Source organism: Nocardioides albus (assembly GCF_014648255.1).
In the GTDB taxonomy this organism is placed as follows: Bacteria; Actinomycetota; Actinomycetes; order Propionibacteriales; family Nocardioidaceae; genus Nocardioides; species Nocardioides albus.
Genome location: NZ_BMQT01000004.1, coordinates 93,319 through 113,611, shown reverse-complemented (window position 1 = coordinate 113,611; position 20,293 = coordinate 93,319). Strand labels below are relative to the sequence as shown.

Sequence of the window (20,293 nt, the reverse complement as noted above, 5' to 3'; positions counted from 1 at the left end):
CACCGATACGATCGGGCCGAATCCGGGGGCACCACTATGCCCGTAACCGAATGACCACTGACCCGACCGGCCCACCCGGCACCTGAGAGGAGCGCATCAACGTGAGCGGCCTGCAGAAGTTCGAGCAGAAGCTGGAGCAGTTCATCTCAGGCGCTTTCGCCAAGGCGTTCCGGTCCGAGGTGAAGTCGGTGGAGATCGTCGCCGCGCTCCAGCGCGAGATCGACAACAACGCCCAGGTGCTCAGCCGCCAGCGACGCCTGGTGCCCAACGACTTCTTCGTGGAGCTGTCCGCCAGCGACCTCGGCAAGCTGGAGTCCTACGGACCTCACCTCAAGGAAGAGCTGAAGCGCCAGCTGATGGACCACGCCGAGGCGCAGGGGTTCGTCTTCCCGGGCCGGGTGAGCATCGAGTTCGGCGAGGCGAAGGACCTGACCATCGGCCGGTTCAGGGTGCGCAGCCGCGCCCAGGCAGCCGTCTCCGGTGCCGACATGAGCGACACCCAGGTGAGCCGTGCGCAGGCCTACCTGGAGATCAACGGCACCCGGCACCCGCTCCACGGCAACCTCGTCGTGGGCCGAGGCACCGACGCCGATCTGCGCATCAACGACCCGGGCATCAGCCGCCGCCACATCGAGTTCCGCTCGAAGCAGGCAGGCGACCGCGTGCGTGTCGAGGTCTATGACCTCGGCTCGACCAACGGCATGCTGGTCAACGGGCAGAAGATGGCGAGTGCCACCCTGGACGACGGCTCTCAGGTGCGCATCGGCACCACCGTCATCACCGCGCACATCGTTGAGGAGCGCAGCAGTTGAGCGAGTTGACCCTTTTCCTCATCCGGGTCGCCTATCTGGCGATCCTGTGGATCTTCGTGCTGGCCGCGCTGTCGGTGATCCGCTCCGACATGTTCGGCGCGCGGGTCACCAACGCCTCCGCGGGGCAGCCCGCGGCCCCGCCTGCCCGCGGCAAGGCTGCGCCGGCGCGGGCGCCGAAGCGCGGCGTACCCACGCATGTGGCTGTCACCACCGGTTCCAACGCCGGCGTCACCGTGCCGCTCTCGCAGGCGCCGATCGTCATCGGACGCGGCAGCGATGCCGCGATCATCCTGGACGACGACTACGCCTCCACCCGCCACGCCCGGATCGCCGTCTCCGGCGACCAGTGGTTCGTGGAGGATCTCGGATCGACCAACGGCACCTACATCGGGTCCGTCCGGATCAATCAGCCGACCGCCATCTCTCTCGGGACCCAGGTGCGCATCGGTAAGACCATCCTGGAGCTGCGCAAGTGACCGCTGCGACCGACCCCACCCCTGACCCCGCGCCTAGCCCAGGCTCGGTCGACGGACGACCCTTCCGCCTCGAGTTCGCGGCGGTCTCGGACGTCGGCCGGGTGCGCAAGGACAACCAGGACAGCGGGTACGCCGGGCCCTGGCTGCTGACCGTCTGCGACGGTGTCGGCGGCGCCGCCCGCGGCGACATCGCCTCCAGCACCGCCGTCCAACAGCTGCGGAAGCTCGACGAGGAGCCGGCCTTCGGGCTGGTCGACGACGACCTGATCGGCCTGGTCTCCCACGCGCTGCACATGGCCCACGACGAGATCGGCCATCTGGTCGACCACGACCCGACGCTCAACGGCACCAGCACGACCTCGACCGTCGGCCTCTTCGACGGCGCCAAGCTGACCGTCGGGCATGTGGGCGACAGCCGCGCGTACCTCCTCCGCAACGGCGCGATCCACCAGGTCACCCACGACCACACCTTCGTGCAGACGCTGCTCGACGAGGGGCGGATCACCGAGGACGAGGCCAAGACCCACCCTCACCGCAACCTGATCCTCAAGGCCCTCGACGGCACCCGAGAGCTCGAGCCCGACCTGTTCATCGTCGACCTCGCCGCCGGCGACCGGCTGATGTTCTGCAGCGACGGTGTCTGCGGCTACGTCGACGACCCGCGGATCGCCGACATCCTGGCCACCGGCACCCCCGAGTACGCAGCCGTCGAGCTGGTCCGGGTCTCCCTCGACTCCGGCAGCACCGACAACGTGACCTGCGTGGTCGCCGACGTGGTGCCCAGCGACACCATGCCCTCCGCGGGTCTCGAGGCCCAGATGGTGGGTGCGGCGGCCGAGCTCAAGCGGAGGACGACCAAGACCGGCCAGATGACCGCCCTGTTCCGCGGTCACCGGATGGGCGACACCGGCGAGCTCGACCCGATCGACGAGGAGATCCCTGACGGTGCGATCGCCGCGGACCCGGAGGAGATGCGCTATGCCCTCCAGGCCCCGAGCAAGCACCCGAAGCTGCGCTGGACGTTCGGGCTGATGACGTTCATCGGTGTCGTCTGGATCGCGGTCGCGACCGGGTTCGTCTGGTCGCAGAACCAGTGGTACATCGGCGAGCAGGACGGCAACGTCACGATCTTCCGGGGTGTCCCCACCACCATGGTCGGCTTCGATCTCTCCGAGCCCTACCAGACCTCCGACCTGAAGGTCTCCGACCTGGCCGAGACCTACCAGCACCAGCTCGAGGACGGCATCCACAGCAAGGACCTGGCCGGCGCCCAGGAGAAGGTGCAGTCGCTGGCCGACCAGAGCGCCGCTGACTCGGGCAGTGGATCATGAGTGGTTTCACTCCGGCCAGCTCGATGCCGGTTTTCGTCCACCGGTCACGCCGGGGGGCGGAGCTGGTCCTGCTGATCCTGGCCCTGGTGGTCGGGATCGGCGCGTACGTCGCGGTCGGCCTCGGAGTGCAGGAGAAGATCCCGGTCGATCTCCTCGGCTACGGCGCGTGGCTGGTCGTGCTCCTGGTGGCAGCCCACATCGGCGTACGTCTGATGGCTCCGTACGCCGATCCGGTGCTGCTTCCGCTGGTGGCGATGCTCAACGGCGTCGGTCTGGCCGTCATCCACCGGCTGGACCTGGCTCTCGCCGAGGACGCCGACAAGTTCGCCAGACAGCAGCTGATCTGGATGACGATCGGTGTCGTCCTGTTCCTGATCACGCTCTTCCTGGTCCCCGACCACCGGATGCTGCAGCGGTTCACCTACACCGCGGGTCTCGCCGCTGTCGTGATGCTGATCCTGCCGATGCTCCCGTTCATCGGGAAGACGATCAACGGCGCGCGGATCTGGATCAACCTGGGACCGGTCAGCTTCCAGCCCGGCGAGGTCGCCAAGGTGCTGCTGGTGATCTGCTTCGCCGGCTATCTGGCCGTCCACCGCGACGCGCTCGCGCTCGCAGGGCGCCGGTTCGCCGGCATCGACCTGCCCCGCGCCCGCGACCTCGGCCCGTTGCTGATGATGTGGGCGATCAGCCTCGCGATCCTGGTGCTGCAGCGCGACCTCGGCTCCAGCCTGCTCTTCTACGGCCTCTTCGTGGTGACGCTGTACGTCGCGACCGAGCGCAAGGGCTGGATCGTCGTCGGCGGCCTGCTCTTCGCAGGGGGTGTCTTCGCTGCGCTGACCCTGTTCAGCCACGTACGCGTCCGGGTGTTCACCTGGCTGGACCCGTTCAAGTACTACCCCGTGGGCGACGATGGTGTGACCTCCTCGGGGCAGCTGGTCGAAGGCATGTTCGGGATGGCCTGGGGCGGCATGATCGGCCGCGGCTTCGGCTCCGGCGAGCCCTGGCGGATCCCCTACGCCAACTCCGACTTCATCATCCCGGCGATCGGTGAGGAGCTCGGCCTGACCGCGCTCCTCGCGCTGCTGCTCTGCTACGGCCTGATCGTCGAGCGCGGTCTGCGCACCGCGATCGTGGCCCGCGACGACTTCGGCAAGCTGCTCTCCGTAGGTCTGGCCACGTCGATCGCCCTGCAGACCTTCGTGGTCGTCGGGGGCGTGACCGGGCTCATCCCGCTGACTGGTCTGACCACACCGTTCCTCTCGTATGGTGGATCTTCACTGGTCGCCAACTGGGTGATCATCGCCCTGCTGTTGCGCGTCTCGGACCAGTCCCGCCGTCCACTGCCGACGGCACCGTCCGATGAAGACCTCGCCGCTGAGGAGACCCAGATCGTCAAGCTCGACAAAGGGGCGATGAGCAAGTGAACCGCCCTATCCGCACGCTGAGCGTCGGCTGCCTGATCCTGTTCGTGGCGCTGATGCTGAACGTGACGTACGTCCAGTTCTTCAAGGCCGGCTGGTACAACGCCCGCGGTGACAACCGACGAGTCACCGAGGAGGCCTACTCGCAGCAGCGCGGTGACATCCTGGTCGGCAAGAAGGCGATCGCCACCAGCGTGCCGAGCGACGACAAGTACGAGTGGCAGCGCACCTACCCCGGCGGCAAGAAGTACGCCCCGATCACGGGTTTCATGTCTTACTCCTACGGCCAGACCGGGATCGAGCGTTCCCAGGACTCGGTGCTGTCGGGCAAGGACAACAAGCTCTTCACCAACCGCCTCGTCGACCTCGTCACCAACTCCGAGCCGGCCGGCGGCAACGTCGAGCTCACGATCAACCCGAAGGTCCAGGACGCTGCGTACGAGGGTCTGACGAACCTCGGCGACGACGTCCAGGCGGCGGTGGTGGCGATCGAGCCGAGCACCGGCGCGATCCTGGCGATGGCCTCCACTCCGACCTTCAACCCGGACCGGCTGGCGACGCACGACTTCTCCGACGCGCAGAAGTCCTACAACCAACTGCGGAAGGACGAGGACGAGCCGCTGCTCAACCGGTCCATCCAGACCGCACTCCCGCCCGGATCGACGTTCAAGCTGGTCACCGCCGCCGCGGCGATCGAGAACCTCGGCATGGACGGTGACAGCAAGGTCTACGGCGGCGCCACGCTCGACCTCCCCGGCACGGACAAGGTCCTGCCCAACCACAGCGGCACCGACTGTGGCGGCGAGCAGGTCACGCTCACCCAGGCGCTCGACGTCTCCTGCAACACCGCGTTCGGGTTCCTCGGCATGGAGCTCTCCGACGAAGAGATGCAGGATCAGGCCGAGGCGTTCGGCTTCGGTCAGGACTACCTCGACGACATCGGCCCGCTGGCCGTCAGCCAGTACCCTGACAACGGCGGCGACAAGGCGAAGCAGGCGCGTGCCGCCATCGGCCAGGAGAGCGTGATCGCGACCCCGCTGCAGATGGCGATGGTCTCGGCCGGCATCGCCAACGGTGGCGAGGTCATGAAGCCTTACCTCGTCGACCGGGTCACCTCCTCTTCGCTCGATGTCATCGACCAGGGCAAGCCGACCACGATCGACAAGCAGCCGGCCGTGTCGCAGGACACCGCCGAGACGCTGACCGACATGATGGTGAGCGTGGTCGAGAACGGCACCGGTTCTCCGGCGGCGATCGACGGCGTCAGCGTCGCCGGCAAGACCGGCACCGCTCAGACGACTCCGGAGCGTCCTCCGTACGCCTGGTTCACCTCCTTCGCCCCGGCGGAGAACCCGTCCATCGCGGTCGCCGTGATGGTCCAGAAGAGCGGCACCGAACGCAGCGACATCGCCGGCGGACTGCTGGGCGGACCAATCGCGAAGGCCATGATGGAGGCAGCGATCTCATGAGTCGTTACGTGTTCCACGAGCTCATCGGCACCGGCGGGATGGGCGAGGTGTGGCGGGCGACCGACACGACCCTCAACCGCGAGGTCGCGATCAAGCTCCTCAAGCCCGAGCACGCCGAGGACCCGATCGGCCGGTCCCGGTTCGAGTCCGAGGCGAAGCACGCCGCGGCGCTCCACCACCCCAACGTGGTGGCCGTCTACGACGTCGGCGAGATGCCGACCGCCTCCGGTCTGATGCGGCCGTTCCTGGTGATGGAGCTGGTCGACCACAAGCCGCTCTCCGAGCTGCTCCGCGACGGCCGTCCGCTGGCCCCCGAGGTCGTACGCGACCTGCTCGGTCAGGCCGGCGACGCCCTGGCCGCGGCGCACCGGGCCGGCATCGTGCACCGCGACGTGAAGCCCGCCAACCTGCTGGTCACGCCGGCACGCAAGGTGAAGGTCACCGACTTCGGCATCGCCCGCGCCCAGGCGTCGACCGGGATCACCGGCACCGGGCAGGTGATGGGCACCCCGCAATACCTGAGTCCCGAGCAGGCCCGTGGCGAGAAGGCCACCCCGGCCTCCGACGTCTACTCCCTCGGCGTGGTCGCCTTCGAGTGCCTGGCCGGCTACCGGCCGTTCCAGAAGGAGACCCCGGTCGCGACCGCGATCGCCCACCTGCACGATCCCGTCCCGCCGCTGCCCGACCATGTCCCCGCCGACTTGGCCGCGATCGTGATGCGGAGCCTGCAGAAGGACCCGGCTCTCCGCTACGCCGACGCCGCCGCGTTCACCTCCGCGATGGTCGGTCAGGGCGCCACCGCCGGCCCGGACGCCGACGCCACCACCGTCGTAGCCGCCGCGCCCGCTGACGCGACCGCGACGTCGGTCATGGACCCGGTGCCCTCGCCCACCCAGAACTACGTCGGCATGCAGGGGGCCCCGGGCGGCCCCGACGGTCCGCCGCCCCGCTACCAGGATCCCTACGATCGTTACGGCGAGGACGAGGACCAGCGGCCCTGGTACAAGAAGCCGTTCAACATCGTCGTGATCGTGATGCTCGTGGCCGTGATCATCGCGATCATCTGGATCATCTCGACCCTTGCCGCGGACCCGAAGACCACCTCGGCCGAGGACACCTCCACGACCCCGTCCGCATCTCCGACGCCCACCCCTTCGGAGGAGCCCGAGGAGGAACCGAAGCCGGTCGAGATCAACGAGGCCGACTACATCGGCCGCAACGTGGACGACGTCCGCCGTGAGCTCCAGGACATAGGGCTCGAGGTCGATGCGACCGTCCAGGACAACGACGGCAGCCACGAGCCCGACACTGTCTCCAGCCTCGACCCGACCCGCAACCTCTCCGAGGGCGATCCGATCACGATCCGCTACTACGGCGAGCGCCCGGCGGTCGAGCCCCCTCCGGCCGAGGAGGAGCCCGACGAGGAAGAGAGCGACGAGGAGGAGCCGTCCGACGGAGAGTCCTCCGACGGCTGGGGCCTCCCCGAGCTCCCCGGCGGCGAGAACGACGGCGGCGGCAACGGCAACGGCAACGGGGGCGGCAATGGCTGAGGGAGCCCTTCTCGCGGGCCGCTACGAGGTCGGCGAGCTGCTCGGCCGCGGCGGGATGGCGGAGGTCCGCAAGGGCACCGACCACCGGCTCGGTCGCATCGTCGCGATCAAGCGGCTGCGGATGGACCTCGCCAGCGACGCGACCTTCCAGGCCCGCTTTCACCGTGAGGCGCAGTCCTCCGCCAAGCTCAACCATCCCTCGATCGTGTCGGTCTACGACACCGGCGAGGAGAAGGCGGTCGACGGCGTCGCCCAGCCCTACATCGTGATGGAGTACGTCGCCGGCCGCACGCTGCGCGACGTACTCCGTGAGGGTCGCAAGATCCTGCCCGAGCGGGCGCTGGAGATCAGCTCCGACGTGCTCAATGCGCTCGACTACAGCCACCGCAACGGGATCATCCACCGCGACATCAAGCCGGGCAACGTCATGCTGACGCCCGCCGGTGACGTCAAGGTGATGGACTTCGGCATCGCCCGAGCGCTCAACGACGCCCAGTCGACGATGACCCAGACCGCGGCCGTCGTCGGCACCGCGCAGTACCTGAGCCCCGAGCAGGCCCGTGGTGAGCAGGTCGATGCCCGCTCCGACGTCTACTCGGCCGGCTGTCTCCTCTACGAGCTCCTCACCGGCCGACCGCCGTTCGTCGGCGACTCCCCGGTCTCGGTGGCCTACCAGCACGTACGCGAGCACGCGCAGCCTCCTTCAGCCCACGACCCGTCGCTGCCGCGCGAGCTCGATGCGATCGTGATGAAGTCGCTGGCCAAGCGGGTCGAGGACCGCTACCAGTCCGCGCAGGCGATGCGTACGGACATCGAGCGCTTCCTCGCCGGGCGTCCGGTCCAGGCGACCGTGCCGCCGAGCTTCGACCAGACCCAGGTCGCTCAGAACCGCGCGGTCGACCCCTATGGCGACCCGGCCAACGGTGGTTTCTACCCGCCGCAGGACGATCGGTCCGACGGTCCGCGGCCATGGGTGCTGATCCTGCTCGGGCTCCTCATCGTCGGCCTGATCGGGCTCGGCGCCTACTTCCTGCCAGCGGCGCTCGGCCCGCAGACCACGCCGGCACCCGACGTGACCGGTCTGACCGAGCAGAAGGCCAGGACCGAGCTGAGCGCGGCCAAGCTGAAGGGCGAGGTCAAGCGGGAGTCGAGCGACACCGTCGCCGTCGGCGTGGTGATCTCGCAGAGCCCACCGGCCGGCCAGGACGTCGAGGAAGGCAGCACGGTCACCCTGACGGTCTCCACCGGTCCACCGAACCGGCAGATGCCCAACGTGGTCGGATCGCCGCAGAAGACGGCCAAACAGCTGCTCGAGAACGATCCCTACAACTTCACGGTCAAGGTCGAGACAACCAAGTCCGACCAGGACAAGGGCACCGTGGTCGAGACTGACCCGGTCGACGGCGAGAGCGTCACCACCGGCCCGTCGACCGTGGTCACCCTCACCGTCTCCGAGGGACCGATCAAGGTCCCGAACGTCGTCGGCAAGACCGAGGAGGAGGCGAAGGAGATCCTCCGCAGCGCAGGCTTCACGCCTGTGGTCAAGGACGAGCCGAACACAGACAAGCCCAAGGACACCGTCGTCGAGCAGTCGCCCGGCAAGGGCACCCCTCTCGCGCAGGACGGCGACGTGATCATCTTCGTCTCGACGAAGGAAGAGGCGCTGCCGAGCTGTCAGACGCTGGTGCCCGGGACGGACCCGGCCAACCCGTCGGCCTCGGCAACCCAGACCGCCGAGCCGGGCAATCCGCCGACCTGTGACCCGGCGCTACCGCCGAGCACTCCGGCGGCGCCGTAGGCGAAAGCTCGCCGAGCCCCTGTCTCAGTTCTCCTGAGGCAGGGGTTTCGCGTACTTCACGTCGAGCAGGCCGTCGTAGGCAGGCGCGGTGAGGTAGGTCAGCGGCTTGAGGAACCAGCCGATCTGGACGCCGGGGTCGCGGGCATCGGCCCGATAGTTCTGCACGTGGTCGTCGCGGTCGATCGCGGCCTGCAGCCGGTCAGGGTCGCCGACCGCCTCGATGACGTACGGCTGGGGATAAGGAACGCCGTCGAGCTGCACCGTGCTGCCGGAGCACTTGATGCCGGTGGTCGTGATGATCCGCTTGCCGGCGATGGTGATCGCCTCGGCGCCACCTGCCCACAGCGCGTTGACGACGGCTTGGATGTCCTGCTGGTGCACGACGAGCGAGTTGGGGTCGTCGCCGGTGTAGCTCTCCTGGACCTCCGAGGGCGCGTCGCCCAGCACGATCTGCATGCCGGCACCGCTGTGGTCAGAGGTGCCGGCGGGGTCGGCGAGCTTCGCCGACTGGTTCTGGAGCTTCTTGACGTCCTTGTCGGTGACACCGCTGGTGAGCTGGTCCACGTCGCTCTGCAGGTCGGTCAGCTGCGCCTCGAGGCGGTTGTAGCGACTCCGCTCCGCATCGACGAGCGTGGCCAGGTCCTCGTAGCGGCCCGGGCGCAGATCCGTACCGTCGGCGTTCACGAAGCTCACCGCCAGCAGGCCGCCACAGAGCAGCACCACGACGGGCGTACCGACCCGCCAGGACGTCGCGCGGGACCACCGCTTTCGCTTTGTGGTGGGGTTAGCCTGGGTTCCGGAGCTCACGAGCACTAGGGTATGCGCAGCAATCACATTTTGTCTGAGGAGCATCACCCGTGGCCAAGCTCAAGCTCTCGAAGAAGAGTGATCTGGACCTGCCCAAGGATCCGATCTTCACTCCCCGCTTCGGGGTCGCCCTGTTGCTGATCGCCCTCGGCATCGGCTGGATCGCCTACTACTACCTCGGCGTGCGCCCGAACGAGGTCGGTGGCGACTTCACCGGCCCGAAGCCGCTCCAGAAGCTCGAGGGGTGGAACTACCTCATCGGCTTCCTTCTCCTCTTCGCCGGCCTGGCCGTCGCCGCCAGCCCGAAGACCCCGCTCGGCCGTGGCCGCGGCGTCGTGGTCGGCATGCTCGGCTGCTTCCTGATCGGCCTGATCTGGATCTGCGTCTTCTACGTCTTCGCCAACGACCACCTGGACAAGATCCCGGTCTTCAACGACCTGGGCCAGAAGAACCTCCTGGTCGGCATCGGCTTCATGGCGGTGGGCTTCACCTTCGCCACGAAGTGGGAGTAGCCTCCGAACACAGCGAAAGCGGCGCAACCCTTGCGGTTGCGCCGCTTTGCATTACACGGATGTAGTTCTCCACAGGCTCCTCCACACCTGTGGATTTGTCCACGCCGTGAAAACGCCCCGAAAACACCTGACGCCAAGGCGTCAGAACAAGGCCATTCGTACGCCGACCGCCGCAAGCAACACCAACGTGAAGCCGCCCAGGGCGGCCCATTGCAACGGCGCCTTCCGGTCGGCCCGGAACTGGGTGAAGATGCCCGCGACGACGAGACCGCCGACGAAGCCACCGACGTGCCCCTGCCAGGAGATGCCGTTGCCGAAGAAGGTGATGCCGGCGTTGATCAGGAGCACCGGCAGCAGTGGGGCGAGCGACTGCCCGGCCCGGACGAAGAGCACCACCAGGACGCCAAGGAGCCCGAAGATCGCGCCGGAGGCGCCGACGGTACCTACGGTCGCCGCATTCGGATCGGTCGCCCACAGCACCAGCACTGACCCGGCGAGGCCAGAGATCAGGTAGAAGACCAAGAACCGGAGCCGTCCCACGATCGGCTCGAGGAACGAGCCAAGCATGTAGAGCGAGAGCATGTTGACAGCGATGTGCAGAAGGTCGATGTGCGTGAACACCGAAGTGAGCAGTTGCCACACCGCACCGTCATCGACCCCGGGATACCAACGGGAACCGAACTCAGCCGCCTGCGCACAGGCTTCCCGCGGCACAACGACCGGTCGGTCGTCCGGCCCGAGGCAGAACTGCCTGAAGCGGATCGGGAGCACCTGCGTCAGCACGGACGAGTGCCATCCGGTGAGGATGATGCTCAGCCACACCAGGACATTGACACCGATGAGCGAGAAGGTCACCGGGAGCGCCCGGAACCCGACCCGTGCGCCGGTGAAACGCTTGGGCTGGCGCACGGACTTCTGGCCCTCGCGCATGCACTCGGGGCACTGGAAGCCCACCGAGGCGGGCGTCATGCAGTCAGGGCAGATGGAGCGGCTGCAGCGCTGACAGCGAATGTGCGTCTCACGGTCGGGGTGGCGGTAGCAGACCGGCACCCCGACCGGAGTCGGGTCCGACAACTCAGCCCTCGACGATCTCGACCGTCTCGATGACGACCGGCTCGACCGGGCGGTCCATCGCGCCGGTCTTGGTGCCGGAGATCGAGTCGACGGTCTTCTTCGACTCCTCGTCGGCGACCTCGCCGAAGATGGTGTGCTTGAAGTTCAGCCACGGCGCCTGGCCGGTCGTGATGAAGAACTGCGAGCCGTTGGTGCCGGCCCCGGCGTTGGCCATCGCGAGCAGGTAGGGCTTGTCGAAGGTGAGCTCGGGGTGAGGCTCGTCCTTGAAGGTGTAGCCCGGGCCGCCCGTACCGGTGCCCAGGGGACAACCGCCCTGGATCATGAATCCGGGGATGACCCGGTGGAAGCCGAGACCGTCGTAGTAGGGAACGCCCGAACGGCCCGCGTCGTCCGTGTAGTCCTTCGTCCCCTTCGCCAGACCGACGAAGTTGTCGACGGTCTCCGGCGCGTGGTTGGGGAACAGGGTGATCGTGATGTCACCGTGGTTGGTGTGGAGGATGGCCTTCTGGTCAGCCATGACCTGCCCTTCCGACATTGGGATTGGTACGGGATGTAACTCCCCGATCCTCCCACATGGCGGCTGGAGATCAGGCGGCTGAGGCCTCGATCGCAACCCGCGTCAGCTTGGTGGCGCGGTGCTCGGCCCAGAAGCTGAGCACCGGGACAGTGCCGCATAGCGCAGTGACGATGGTGAAGGGCATCGGCCAGGCCGCCTTGCGCGACAGCAGGAACGCCGTGAGCAGGAAGATCATGTAGAGCCAGCCGTGGGCGACGCCGAGGTACTCCGAGATGTCGGAACCCAGCTGCCAGCCGGCACCGCTGTCCTTGGCCAGCCACGCTGCGTCGCTGACCAGGTAGCCGTAGTGGAGCGGAAGGCCGATGAGGCACAGCACCACAAGCAGCACACCCACGATGGTGGCCATGATCCGATAAGCGAGCAGGTTGCCGGAAAGACTCACGCCTCGGAGGGTACGCGGCTTTCCTGAGGGGCGTTCTCAGGGGTCGGTGTCGCGTCCTCGTTCTCGTCATCGCCGTCTTCGGGTCCCCGCAAGGTGTCGCGCACGTAGCGCCACCACACGTAGATCGCGAAGACGCCGAACAGCCACCACTCGATCGCGTAGAGGAGGTTGCGGAGCCCGGTCGTGGCCTCCGGCTCGGGCAGCTGTGGAGCCGGCACGTCGGCGACGTCGGTGGCACCGTCGTTGACCGGCATCGAGCTGGCCGGCCAGTTGGCCTCGACGGGCGAGCGCACCACGTAGGCGCTGTAGAGGTCGTAGCTGGTGCGCGAGATCAGGTCGGAGACGTCGAGCTGCGGGAAGACGTTGTCGGACTTGCGGTCGTCGGCGACGTCGGTCCAGTCGCTCGGCTGCAGCCAGCCGGTGACGGTGACACGGCCACGCGGCGCGGGCGGTGCGCTGCCGACCTCGGGGGTCCAGCCACGTACGACGTAGACGGCCGACTCAGTGTCCTCGACGAGCACCGGCGTGACCGCCCAGAAGCCGACCTGGGAGCCTCGCTCCATCCCGTCGACGAAGATGGTCTCCTCGGGCATCCAGATCCCGGAGACCGTCACCGGACGGCCGATCTGTTCCCACGGAAAGGCGTCGTTGGGCCCGATCAGGTCGGTGAATGCCTTCGGCTTCGCGTGCACCAGCTCTGCGACCTGGTCCTGCTTGTCCTGCTGGCTCGACTGGTACTGCCACACCCCGAGCAGCACCGCGCCGGTCACGAAGATCACCACCAGCGCGTGCGCACCCCACAGCCTCGGGGAGAACATCCCACGTGGAACGGCACGGTGCGGGGGACTGTTCTGGGCGGCCATAGCACTCCCAGAGTACGGGGGCTCAGTCGCAGACCGCGAATGGGACGGGATCGCTGGTCACCAAGGTGGCCGCCGTCACCGGGTTCGTCACCCGGAACCCGATCCGTCCCGTGGACGGATCTGCGACACCGTTGGTGAAGACCTTCTTGTACGCAGCGGCCTGGTCCCCCAGCTTCAGTCGGACGAACAGGTCGTCGCGGTCCTCGCCGACGCGCAGGGTCGCCAGCCCGCCGCCGAACTCGACGGAGTAGGCCTCGATCGGAGCCAGCCGGGTCTTCTCCTTCGGCCCACCCTCGGCACAGCCCTTCACGACGTACGTCGAGGTGGCCGGTCCTCCGGCGACGGCCACCATCGCCTCGTCGGCTGCCCAGTTCTCGGCGTCCGGGGCCGCGGTGTTCTTGGTGATCAGGTGGGTCTTCGGGTCGAACTCGGCGCCCCTCAGCGGTCCGATGCCGGCCTTGATCGCCTGCCGGGGATCGGCGCGGTCGGCGACCTTGATGACGAACCCTTCCTTGCCGCCGCCGGCGAACTTCGCCTCCCAGGCCACATCGGCCGCGCCCCACGAGAACTTGTCCCGCAGGCGCTGGTCGACCCCGCGCAGCAGCCCGCCGCTGACCTGTGCGGCCTCCTTGTCGGCCCGGTTCCACAGGTCCTTCTGATCAGCGGGACTCGACCGGCTGGTGACCGCATCGAGCCCGAAGAGAGACTTCACTTCGTCGTAGTCGGTCACCGCCAGCGTCCGCGCGTCGGCAGGAACGAAGGACATGGCGGCCGCGGCGGGGTCCATCGTCGTGGCGTACGCGGGATGGTCGGCCTCGCTCGGGGCCGCCTCCGGCTTCTTCGGCTCGCTGTCGTCCCCACAGCCGACCATCGCAAGCGCCAGGCCGGCGGCCAGCGCGGAGATGCCCCATCGCCTCACGTTCACCCGCACGAGTATTCCCGATCCTCATCACGTACCGCGGCAGATCCGCCCGCCGGATAGGCGCCGAGACGTCACCCACGTTGACCGAGACGTCACCCACGTCGACCGAAGCGTCACGAAATAGAAGGAGGCCGCAGGCGAAACGCCTGCGGCCTCCAGTATCCCGAGCGTCAGCGACCAGCGCCTGTGAGCTCAAGGGATCCAGGGAGAGGCTCGAGCACCGGGTCGATGATGCGCGAAGAGGCCTCCGACCGAGCGACCCGGCTGCGGCGCAGGTCCTTGACGGTCGTGAGGCGGCGCAGCCAACGGTCGGTGCCGTCGTAGCGAGCCGTGAACGGTTTGCGGCCGTGCAGTGCACGGTGGTTGTCGACGATGAGGATCTCGCCGGGGGCCAGCGCGACGTCCTCGACGTTCGCGGAGAGCTCCATGATGAGGAGCTGGAGCGCACGGTCCGCCTCGACATCACCCGGCAGGGCGGACATGTAGGGCGGGTCGAGCCGAACGTCCGGGGCCTGCGGGGAGCCGGAGAGAACTGCGGTCGGCGCGGCGAGCAGCTCACCCTCGTTGACGCCGGCCTCGCGAAGGTTGCGCAGGTGCTCGTCGTCGGGGCGGATGACGTAGCGCGCCTCGAACAGCGGGGCGTACTCAGGGCCGGTCACGTCGATCGAGCTGATGCCGACCGCGGTGGTCGGGACCATGTCCTCGTTGCGCAGCGAGATCAGTCCGAGATGGTCGCACCGGAGGTTGCTGAACGCGTCCTCGATGTGGAGGTCGAGCACCACATCGCTGCTGTGTCCGGTCTGCAGGCTCTCCTGCTTCTGGATCGGCAGGATGTTGTTGACCAGCTGGCCACCCTGCAGCGAGGACCAGGAGACCGCGTCGCCGAGCTGCGCCATGATCAGCGCGAGCCAGAAGTCGGCCATGTGAGGAGCCTGGGCGTCGGGGTGGTTCCAGTGCGGCGGGGTCGGGCCAGCGGTCACCGGGAGACCACTGATCACCAGCGCGTCGGTCGCATCGCCGTAGCGGAATGCACGGAGCGCCTGGGCGACGCTGATGGGAATATCACCGCCGAGGAACGGCGCGGTCTCGAGGAACTCCGACGCGACCGGGTTCTGGAATCGGTCGAGCAAGGACTCCGACAGCTTCGCTGCGGCCTGGGACTCTGCTGGGGTCATCTCGACCCGGGTGACTACGGACTTTGCGCCCACGACATTGACCTTTCGGACTTTGCAGTGGAGGGTTTCGTCAGAGCGTTTTCTGGCGCCCGCCAAAGGATTTCGATGCTTTCAGGACCACTTTGTTCCGCCGTACGGAATTCAAACGAGTGATAGGTCCAAATATCGAGACGATAGGTATTAGGCCCCTTGCGTAAACGGCCTGAACCTGTTTAGGGAATGTATCCACATTGCCGCTCGTCAGTTACCGGAAAACTCCCCGCCGGGCGCGGCTTTTCGAGTCCGTACGCCTCCCGCTCGAGCCTCTACGCTGAGCACCATGGCAGCGACGAATCCTCCGGGAGCTCCAGCGAGATCGACGGCAGGATTCGGTGGCTCGACCGCCGACCAGGTGCTGACGATCGTCCTGATCGTGCTCGGGCTCGGCGGATGCGCCGTAGCCAGCTTCATCGGCGCGTTCTCGATCATGGCCAGCGACGGATGCTTCGAGACCTGCAACTACACGCTGATGAACATCGGCGTCGCCATCATGGTCTTCACCCCGTGGGTCTGCTGGCTCGCCTTCGGCATCTGGGGGATCGTCCGCCTGGCGCGCCGCAAGCTCGCCGTCCTCGTCGTCGCGGCCGGCGGCGTACTCGCGATTGCCCTCTACATCCTCGGGGTCTTTCTTCTGACGGTCACCATCGGCTGAGAGGCACCGGGTCTAGCAAACATGCCTTGACAGGAATATTCCAATTGAGGCATGTTTGGGTGGTGCCCACCCGTGACGTCTTCAGCGCGATCGCCGACCCGACCCGTCGGCAGATCCTCGACCTGCTCTGTCAGCGCGAGATGGCGGTGGGAGAGCTCGTCGAGAGTCTCGGGCTCGCCCAGCCGAACGTGTCCAAGCACCTGCGGACGCTGGGCGAGGCCGAGCTGGTGCAGGTACGCATCGACGGGCCGCGGCGCCACTACCGGCTGCGGGCCGATCGGCTCCGAGAGCTGGAGGAATGGCTTGCGCCGTACCGCCGGGTGTGGGCCGAACGCCTGGACGCGCTCGAGCGACACCTGGACCAGCTCGACGACCCCGACCACGAGGAGAACTGATGACCGAAACGACCACCGGCCCGCTGGGCGAAGTGCTCCACGACGGCGAGCGGACGGGCCTTCGCTACGTACGTCTGCTTCACCACTCACCGGAGAAGGTGTGGCGGGCGCTGACCGAGACGGACGGCCTGCGGCACTGGTTCCCGGCGGACATCGTCGGCGAACGCGTTGCCGGCGCGCGCCTGAGCCTCCCGTTCTGGCCCGAGGGGCTGGAGCTGGCGAGCACGGCCGAGGCGATCGAGGACATGGGCGTCGACCCGGGCGACTACGTCTCGGAAGGGGAGCTGCGGGTGTGGGACCCGCCTCGGACCTTCGAGCTCACCTGGGGGATGGACGGCCGGGAGGATCTGACCGACCTGCTCCGCTTCGAGCTCGAGCCCACCGAGGACGGCACCCGCCTCACCTTCACCACCTGGCTAGGCGGCCCCACCGGTAACACCGACACCGCCGTCGGCTGGCACGTCTGCCTGGACGAGCTCGCCGACCTCCTCGACGACGGTCCCACCACCCTGACACCGGAGACCTCAGCTCTCCTCGTCCAACGCGTCAAGGACCGGACCGACGCGCTGCGACCGAAGTACGCCGCACTGATCGCGACCTGAGCGCCCCTCACCGGCTCCTGAAGAGCCGGAACCGCCGGCGGCGCCGGCGCGGAGCGGGATCGTCCACGCGCGCGGCCTGACGCCCCCGCTCGGCTCGCGCCGCTCGACGGTCGGCCCAGGCCTGCACGGTTGCGTCGGGGTCACGCGGCATGGTGATCAACGGCGGTCCCGACGGCAGCTCGTAGCGAGCCCGGACCACACGCACGTTGAAGTCGTCGATCTCGCGTCGTACCGCCGTCTCATCGGACATCTCGTCGAGGCGTCCGTCCAGGGCGGCGTCGTCCTTGCGCAGCTGGATGGACGGTGGCAGCAACGCGATGTGCTCACGTTGGACGATGCTCCGGACCCACCACTCCGGGTCGTGCTGATCAGGTAGGTCGATCGGCTCGCCGCTCCCAGGCAGGTCGTCGAACTCGCCACGCGCGATCGCTCTCCGCACCTGGAGGTCAGCGAGCAGGGTGACCGCGACCCCTTCGTCGATCGCGACGGCATAGGGATCGTGTAAAAGTACGCCGCCCCTGGCGATCGACAGCTCCTGATCGGTCATCGTCACCCCATTCGGCTTTTTCAAGTCACCTGTATTATGTCATACGTATTGAAAAGAGAAGGGGCCGTGATGCCGAAGCAGGTCGACCACCGCGAGCGACGCGAAGCGATCGCGCATGCACTGTGGCGGGTCGTTGAGCAGCAGGGATGGGCACGAGCGACCATGCGCGAGGTCGCCCGCGAGGCGGGGGTCTCCCTCGGACAACTGCAGCACTACTTCTCCTCGCGCACAGCGATGCTCACCTTCGCGATCGACTTCGCCGCCGAACAGACATCACACCGGGTCACGCACGGCCTGGCCGCTCTCGACCAGCCTCCGCACCCTCGGGAGGTGCTGCGAGTGGTCATCACCGAGATGCTTCCGCTGCAACCCGACGCCCGTACGACCAGCCGCATGAACGCCGCCTACGTCCTCGAGGCGCTCCACAACCCGGACCTGCAGGCACAGGCGTCCCTCGGGCTGCGAGAGGGGAAGGCGATGGTCGAGCGCCTCATCCGGCAGGCGCTGGCCGACGGGCAGATCCCCTCAGACCGTGACCCGACTGTCGAGACCGACCTCATCCTCGCGCTGACCGGGTTCACCCCGCTGCTCGAGCTCGACGTGGTCACACCCCAGGCCGCACTGGCCGCGATCGATCAGCACCTGGGCAGACTCTTTCATCCGTCAGAACGGCCAGCGTTCTAGTTGTCTATCTGGATACCGGGCACAACAGCCCTGGCTGGTTCGGTCCGAATCGCACGAAGGATTTCCGCGTTCCGCACGAGGAACGTGCGTTCGTCGAGCTTCTTGCGTCGCATCCACCCCGTCACCTCGCTGTTGTGCTTGCTCGCGTTGCAGGATGCGCATGCAGGGACCACGTTCTCCAGCGTGTATCGACCGCCACGAGAGATGGGCATGACGCAGTCGCGCTGGAGGGGCACGCCGTCCGCCCGGCAGTAGGCGCACCCGCGCCACGCTTCGATCAGCGCAGCCCATTGCTCCGCCGTGAGGTCGTTGTCCACCCGAGCGAGCCTGCGTTGTCGCCTCTTGGCATAGCGCTTGCGCGTCGACGCAGTCGCCACAGGAGAGGATCTACGGTTCCGCTGCATCCCCGCTCCGCCTCCCGCACCTTCTCCGGCTCCACGGATCACTGCCAGAACCAGTATGACCCATGGCTGCTTTGCGCTCCTCGACGTCGCTTGCAGTGTCGGCCATCGTCGGGCGGCAGGATCGGGATCACATGCATCGGTCGGCGGATGGGCGGTTACCGGAGAGGTACCAACGGAGCGGTCAGGGTGACTTCTCCTATATGGCGAGTGACACCACGAACTGCGCCGTTGGTGCCGCGGCCCAGTTGGCGGACGTGAGTGTGGGTCTGCTGGCGAAGGGCCAGCAAAAGTGACGATGCGACGGTTCCCCCCGACGTCGTATCGTGACAAAGGACTGGCGTGGCTCGTGAGTGAGGATCAGCATCCTCCACGAGACGTTGCGGTTCTAGGTGCGGCCCTGGAGAGTGAGCGCTCGGTCTACGGACTGGGCGCTCTTCTTCATTTCCGCGACACGGAGCGTCGGTTCTCTCGTACACGATGGCCAGACAGGCGCTTTCGCGTTTTGCCTGGTCAGAGTGGGTGGAGCGTAGGGGACTCGAACCCCTAACCCCCTGCTTGCAAAGCAGGTGCGCTACCAATTGCGCCAACGCCCCGGACGGGTGTCCGTCGGTCAGCTCACCGTGTCGGTCGCCTCGGCCCAGTGCCCCTTCTCGGGGTTTGACTGGTCGAGCTTCTTCTTGGCGAGGATGATGCCAGCCGCGGCCAGCAGTACGAGGACGATCTTCTTCATGTCATCTCCTGCAAGTCGTGGTGAGCATCGCTGCCCGTTAGACCAGGAAAGCGTACCGGCCCGCCCTGAGGCGTACGAAATCACCCGGCACCCGGGTCCGGCGCCAGGCCGAGCGAGGCGATGGGCGTGCAGGTCATGTGGGTGCTCGCCCACATCCGACCGATCAAGATCCCGAACCCGTACGCCGCGGGCCGACTGTAGGGGGAGGCGCCAGACTCGTAGGTGGTGATGAGCTCACCGGAGACCTCGACGATCGCCTCAGCCATGTTGGGGAACTTGTACTGGCGCCGGACCGCGCCGACCCCGCCGTCCGGCTTCCGCTCGCAGATGAAGATCGTGCTCGGCCGGTGGCGACCGAACGAGGAGGAGAAGACGTACTCAGCGCCACGCACCACGACGCCTTGGACCTGCGGCGGCGTGGTGGTCGAGAGGACCGGCTCGGAGAAGTCCCACTCACCATCCTCGGCCCTGGCGTAGGCGTACAGCGTCTGCTTGGCGAAGCCTCCGACGTACAGACGGTCTCCGCGGATCCGACAGTACGAGCCGGCCGCCACCTTCGTCGGCGCCTCGACCGGCTCCACCTCGGCGCCCTTGGTCGACTCGCCGATCGCGGAGAGCGAGTAGCGGTAGAGCCGACCGGCGCCCGCAGCCCCCTTGGAGACCCACACGTCGTCGCCGTCGATCGCGACACCGCCGGCGTGCCCGGGGCCGGCCTTGCCGCGGTAGCCCACCAGCAGCACCTCGGCGGCGGACCGGCCGCTCTTCAGGTCGACCAGCACCAGCGCCGACCCGTTGTCATGGGAGTAATAGCTCTGTGCCAGCAGGTTGGTCTCGGGATCATGGCCCAGCCCCTGCGGGGTCCAGTCGCCGACGCCCCCGGTGGCCAGCGTGTTGGGGATGAGTGGGCCGACGCGTCCACCGAGCCCCTGCACCCACCGGTCGGTGCGTTTCATCCCGCCCTTGACCCACCGGCGCGTACGTCCGGGGATGGAGTCGAGGTCGAACGGAAGGTCGATCTTGGTCATGACGTTGATGTTCGCATGCCTGAAAAGCAGAAACGCCCCGAAC

23 protein-coding genes and 1 tRNA gene are annotated in these 20,293 nt (G+C 67.5%); 12 read left to right on the top strand and 12 right to left on the bottom strand.

The genetic code is table 11. The annotated features are described in order from the left end of the window. Window positions 1-101 precede the first annotated feature (101 nt). The 7 genes from IEY84_RS09540 to pknB are packed head-to-tail and all read left to right on the top strand — an operon-like array spanning window position 102 to window position 8,860. On the top strand, window positions 102-812 hold the full coding sequence (locus tag IEY84_RS09540) for an FHA domain-containing protein (protein WP_183542456.1): 711 nt from the start codon (window positions 102-104) through the stop codon (window positions 810-812). After that, window positions 809-1,288: an FHA domain-containing protein FhaB/FipA gene (locus IEY84_RS09535; protein WP_183542455.1), complete on the top strand. Its 480-nt coding sequence runs from the start codon at window positions 809-811 to the stop codon at window positions 1,286-1,288. The genes IEY84_RS09540 and IEY84_RS09535 overlap by 4 nt, the downstream gene beginning before the upstream one ends. After that, window positions 1,285-2,619, top strand: a complete 1,335-nt coding sequence (locus IEY84_RS09530; protein WP_183542454.1) for a PP2C family protein-serine/threonine phosphatase — start codon at window positions 1,285-1,287, stop codon at window positions 2,617-2,619. The genes IEY84_RS09535 and IEY84_RS09530 overlap by 4 nt, the downstream gene beginning before the upstream one ends. Further along, a complete protein-coding gene (locus IEY84_RS09525) occupies window positions 2,616-4,046 on the top strand; it encodes an FtsW/RodA/SpoVE family cell cycle protein (protein WP_183542452.1) in 1,431 nt (476 codons plus the stop codon). The genes IEY84_RS09530 and IEY84_RS09525 overlap by 4 nt, the downstream gene beginning before the upstream one ends. Then, window positions 4,043-5,512 carry a peptidoglycan D,D-transpeptidase FtsI family protein gene (locus tag IEY84_RS09520; protein WP_183542450.1) on the top strand — a complete coding sequence of 490 codons (1,470 nt, stop codon included), beginning with the start codon at window positions 4,043-4,045 and terminating at the stop codon, window positions 5,510-5,512. Before IEY84_RS09525 ends, IEY84_RS09520 begins: the two co-directional genes overlap by 4 nt. Then, the gene (locus tag IEY84_RS09515) at window positions 5,509-7,062 is read left to right on the top strand and encodes a serine/threonine-protein kinase (protein WP_183542448.1); all 1,554 of its coding nucleotides are present in this window, start codon (window positions 5,509-5,511) and stop codon (window positions 7,060-7,062) included. The genes IEY84_RS09520 and IEY84_RS09515 overlap by 4 nt, the downstream gene beginning before the upstream one ends. Then, a complete protein-coding gene (pknB, locus tag IEY84_RS09510) occupies window positions 7,055-8,860 on the top strand; it encodes a Stk1 family PASTA domain-containing Ser/Thr kinase (RefSeq protein ID WP_183542446.1) in 1,806 nt (601 codons plus the stop codon). The genes IEY84_RS09515 and pknB overlap by 8 nt, the downstream gene beginning before the upstream one ends. A 24-nt stretch (window positions 8,861-8,884) precedes the next feature. Here pknB and IEY84_RS09505 read toward each other — a convergent pair whose 3' ends face one another. Continuing rightward, complete coding sequence (locus IEY84_RS09505; protein WP_229788552.1) at window positions 8,885-9,667, bottom strand: DUF881 domain-containing protein; 783 nt, start codon at window positions 9,665-9,667, stop codon at window positions 8,885-8,887. Window positions 9,668-9,717: 50 nt separating this feature from the next. On the opposite strand from IEY84_RS09505, the gene IEY84_RS09500 reads away from it, so the two are divergent. Then, window positions 9,718-10,179 (top strand): cell division protein CrgA, encoded by a 462-nt coding sequence (locus IEY84_RS09500; protein ID WP_183542442.1) that lies wholly within the window; start codon window positions 9,718-9,720, stop codon window positions 10,177-10,179. Between the two features lie 141 nt (window positions 10,180-10,320). Here IEY84_RS09500 and IEY84_RS09495 read toward each other — a convergent pair whose 3' ends face one another. From IEY84_RS09495 to IEY84_RS09470, 6 genes are all read right to left on the bottom strand, one after another. Continuing rightward, the gene (locus IEY84_RS09495; protein ID WP_183542440.1) at window positions 10,321-11,148 is read right to left on the bottom strand and encodes a rhomboid family intramembrane serine protease; all 828 of its coding nucleotides are present in this window, start codon (window positions 11,146-11,148) and stop codon (window positions 10,321-10,323) included. 106 nt (window positions 11,149-11,254) lie between these two features. Further along, window positions 11,255-11,770 carry a peptidylprolyl isomerase gene (locus IEY84_RS09490; RefSeq protein WP_183542438.1) on the bottom strand — a complete coding sequence of 172 codons (516 nt, stop codon included), beginning with the start codon at window positions 11,768-11,770 and terminating at the stop codon, window positions 11,255-11,257. A gap of 70 nt (window positions 11,771-11,840) precedes the next feature. Then, window positions 11,841-12,212, bottom strand: a complete 372-nt coding sequence (locus tag IEY84_RS09485) for a DUF3817 domain-containing protein (RefSeq protein WP_221208523.1) — start codon at window positions 12,210-12,212, stop codon at window positions 11,841-11,843. Then, a complete protein-coding gene (locus tag IEY84_RS09480; RefSeq protein ID WP_183542436.1) occupies window positions 12,209-13,075 on the bottom strand; it encodes an SURF1 family protein in 867 nt (288 codons plus the stop codon). The genes IEY84_RS09485 and IEY84_RS09480 overlap by 4 nt, the downstream gene beginning before the upstream one ends. A gap of 22 nt (window positions 13,076-13,097) precedes the next feature. Next, entirely contained in the window at window positions 13,098-14,000 is a 903-nt protein-coding gene (locus tag IEY84_RS09475; RefSeq protein ID WP_183542434.1) for a hypothetical protein, read from the bottom strand. 167 nt (window positions 14,001-14,167) lie between these two features. Then, window positions 14,168-15,205, bottom strand: a complete 1,038-nt coding sequence (locus IEY84_RS09470) for a TauD/TfdA family dioxygenase (RefSeq protein ID WP_183542432.1) — start codon at window positions 15,203-15,205, stop codon at window positions 14,168-14,170. Window positions 15,206-15,491: 286 nt separating this feature from the next. Here IEY84_RS09470 and IEY84_RS09465 point away from each other — a divergent pair, with 286 nt between their 5' ends. The 3 genes from IEY84_RS09465 (at window position 15,492) to IEY84_RS09455 (ending at window position 16,860) form a co-directional block, all read left to right on the top strand. Further along, complete coding sequence (locus IEY84_RS09465) at window positions 15,492-15,863, top strand: hypothetical protein (protein WP_183542430.1); 372 nt, start codon at window positions 15,492-15,494, stop codon at window positions 15,861-15,863. Window positions 15,864-15,925: 62 nt separating this feature from the next. Further along, window positions 15,926-16,258 (top strand): ArsR/SmtB family transcription factor, encoded by a 333-nt coding sequence (locus IEY84_RS09460; RefSeq protein WP_183542428.1) that lies wholly within the window; start codon window positions 15,926-15,928, stop codon window positions 16,256-16,258. Then, window positions 16,258-16,860 (top strand): SRPBCC domain-containing protein, encoded by a 603-nt coding sequence (locus IEY84_RS09455; RefSeq protein ID WP_183542426.1) that lies wholly within the window; start codon window positions 16,258-16,260, stop codon window positions 16,858-16,860. Before IEY84_RS09460 ends, IEY84_RS09455 begins: the two co-directional genes overlap by 1 nt. A 7-nt stretch (window positions 16,861-16,867) precedes the next feature. On the opposite strand, the gene IEY84_RS09450 is transcribed toward IEY84_RS09455, so the two are convergent. After that, a complete protein-coding gene (locus tag IEY84_RS09450; protein ID WP_183542424.1) occupies window positions 16,868-17,407 on the bottom strand; it encodes a DnaJ family domain-containing protein in 540 nt (179 codons plus the stop codon). Between the two features lie 69 nt (window positions 17,408-17,476). Between IEY84_RS09450 and IEY84_RS09445 the strand changes: the two genes are divergently transcribed. Then, complete coding sequence (locus IEY84_RS09445) at window positions 17,477-18,091, top strand: TetR/AcrR family transcriptional regulator (protein ID WP_183542422.1); 615 nt, start codon at window positions 17,477-17,479, stop codon at window positions 18,089-18,091. Here the strand turns inward: IEY84_RS09445 and IEY84_RS09440 are convergent. From IEY84_RS09440 to IEY84_RS09430, 4 genes are all read right to left on the bottom strand, one after another. Continuing rightward, complete coding sequence (locus tag IEY84_RS09440) at window positions 18,088-18,408, bottom strand: HNH endonuclease (RefSeq protein WP_229788536.1); 321 nt, start codon at window positions 18,406-18,408, stop codon at window positions 18,088-18,090. The genes IEY84_RS09445 and IEY84_RS09440 overlap by 4 nt on opposite strands. A 607-nt stretch (window positions 18,409-19,015) precedes the next feature. After that, window positions 19,016-19,088, bottom strand: a tRNA-Ala gene (locus IEY84_RS09435). A gap of 17 nt (window positions 19,089-19,105) precedes the next feature. Then, on the bottom strand, window positions 19,106-19,225 hold the full coding sequence (locus tag IEY84_RS26670) for a DLW-39 family protein (RefSeq protein ID WP_221208520.1): 120 nt from the start codon (window positions 19,223-19,225) through the stop codon (window positions 19,106-19,108). 80 nt (window positions 19,226-19,305) lie between these two features. Further along, a complete protein-coding gene (locus tag IEY84_RS09430; RefSeq protein WP_183542418.1) occupies window positions 19,306-20,250 on the bottom strand; it encodes a hypothetical protein in 945 nt (314 codons plus the stop codon). Window positions 20,251-20,293: the final 43 nt, after the last annotated feature.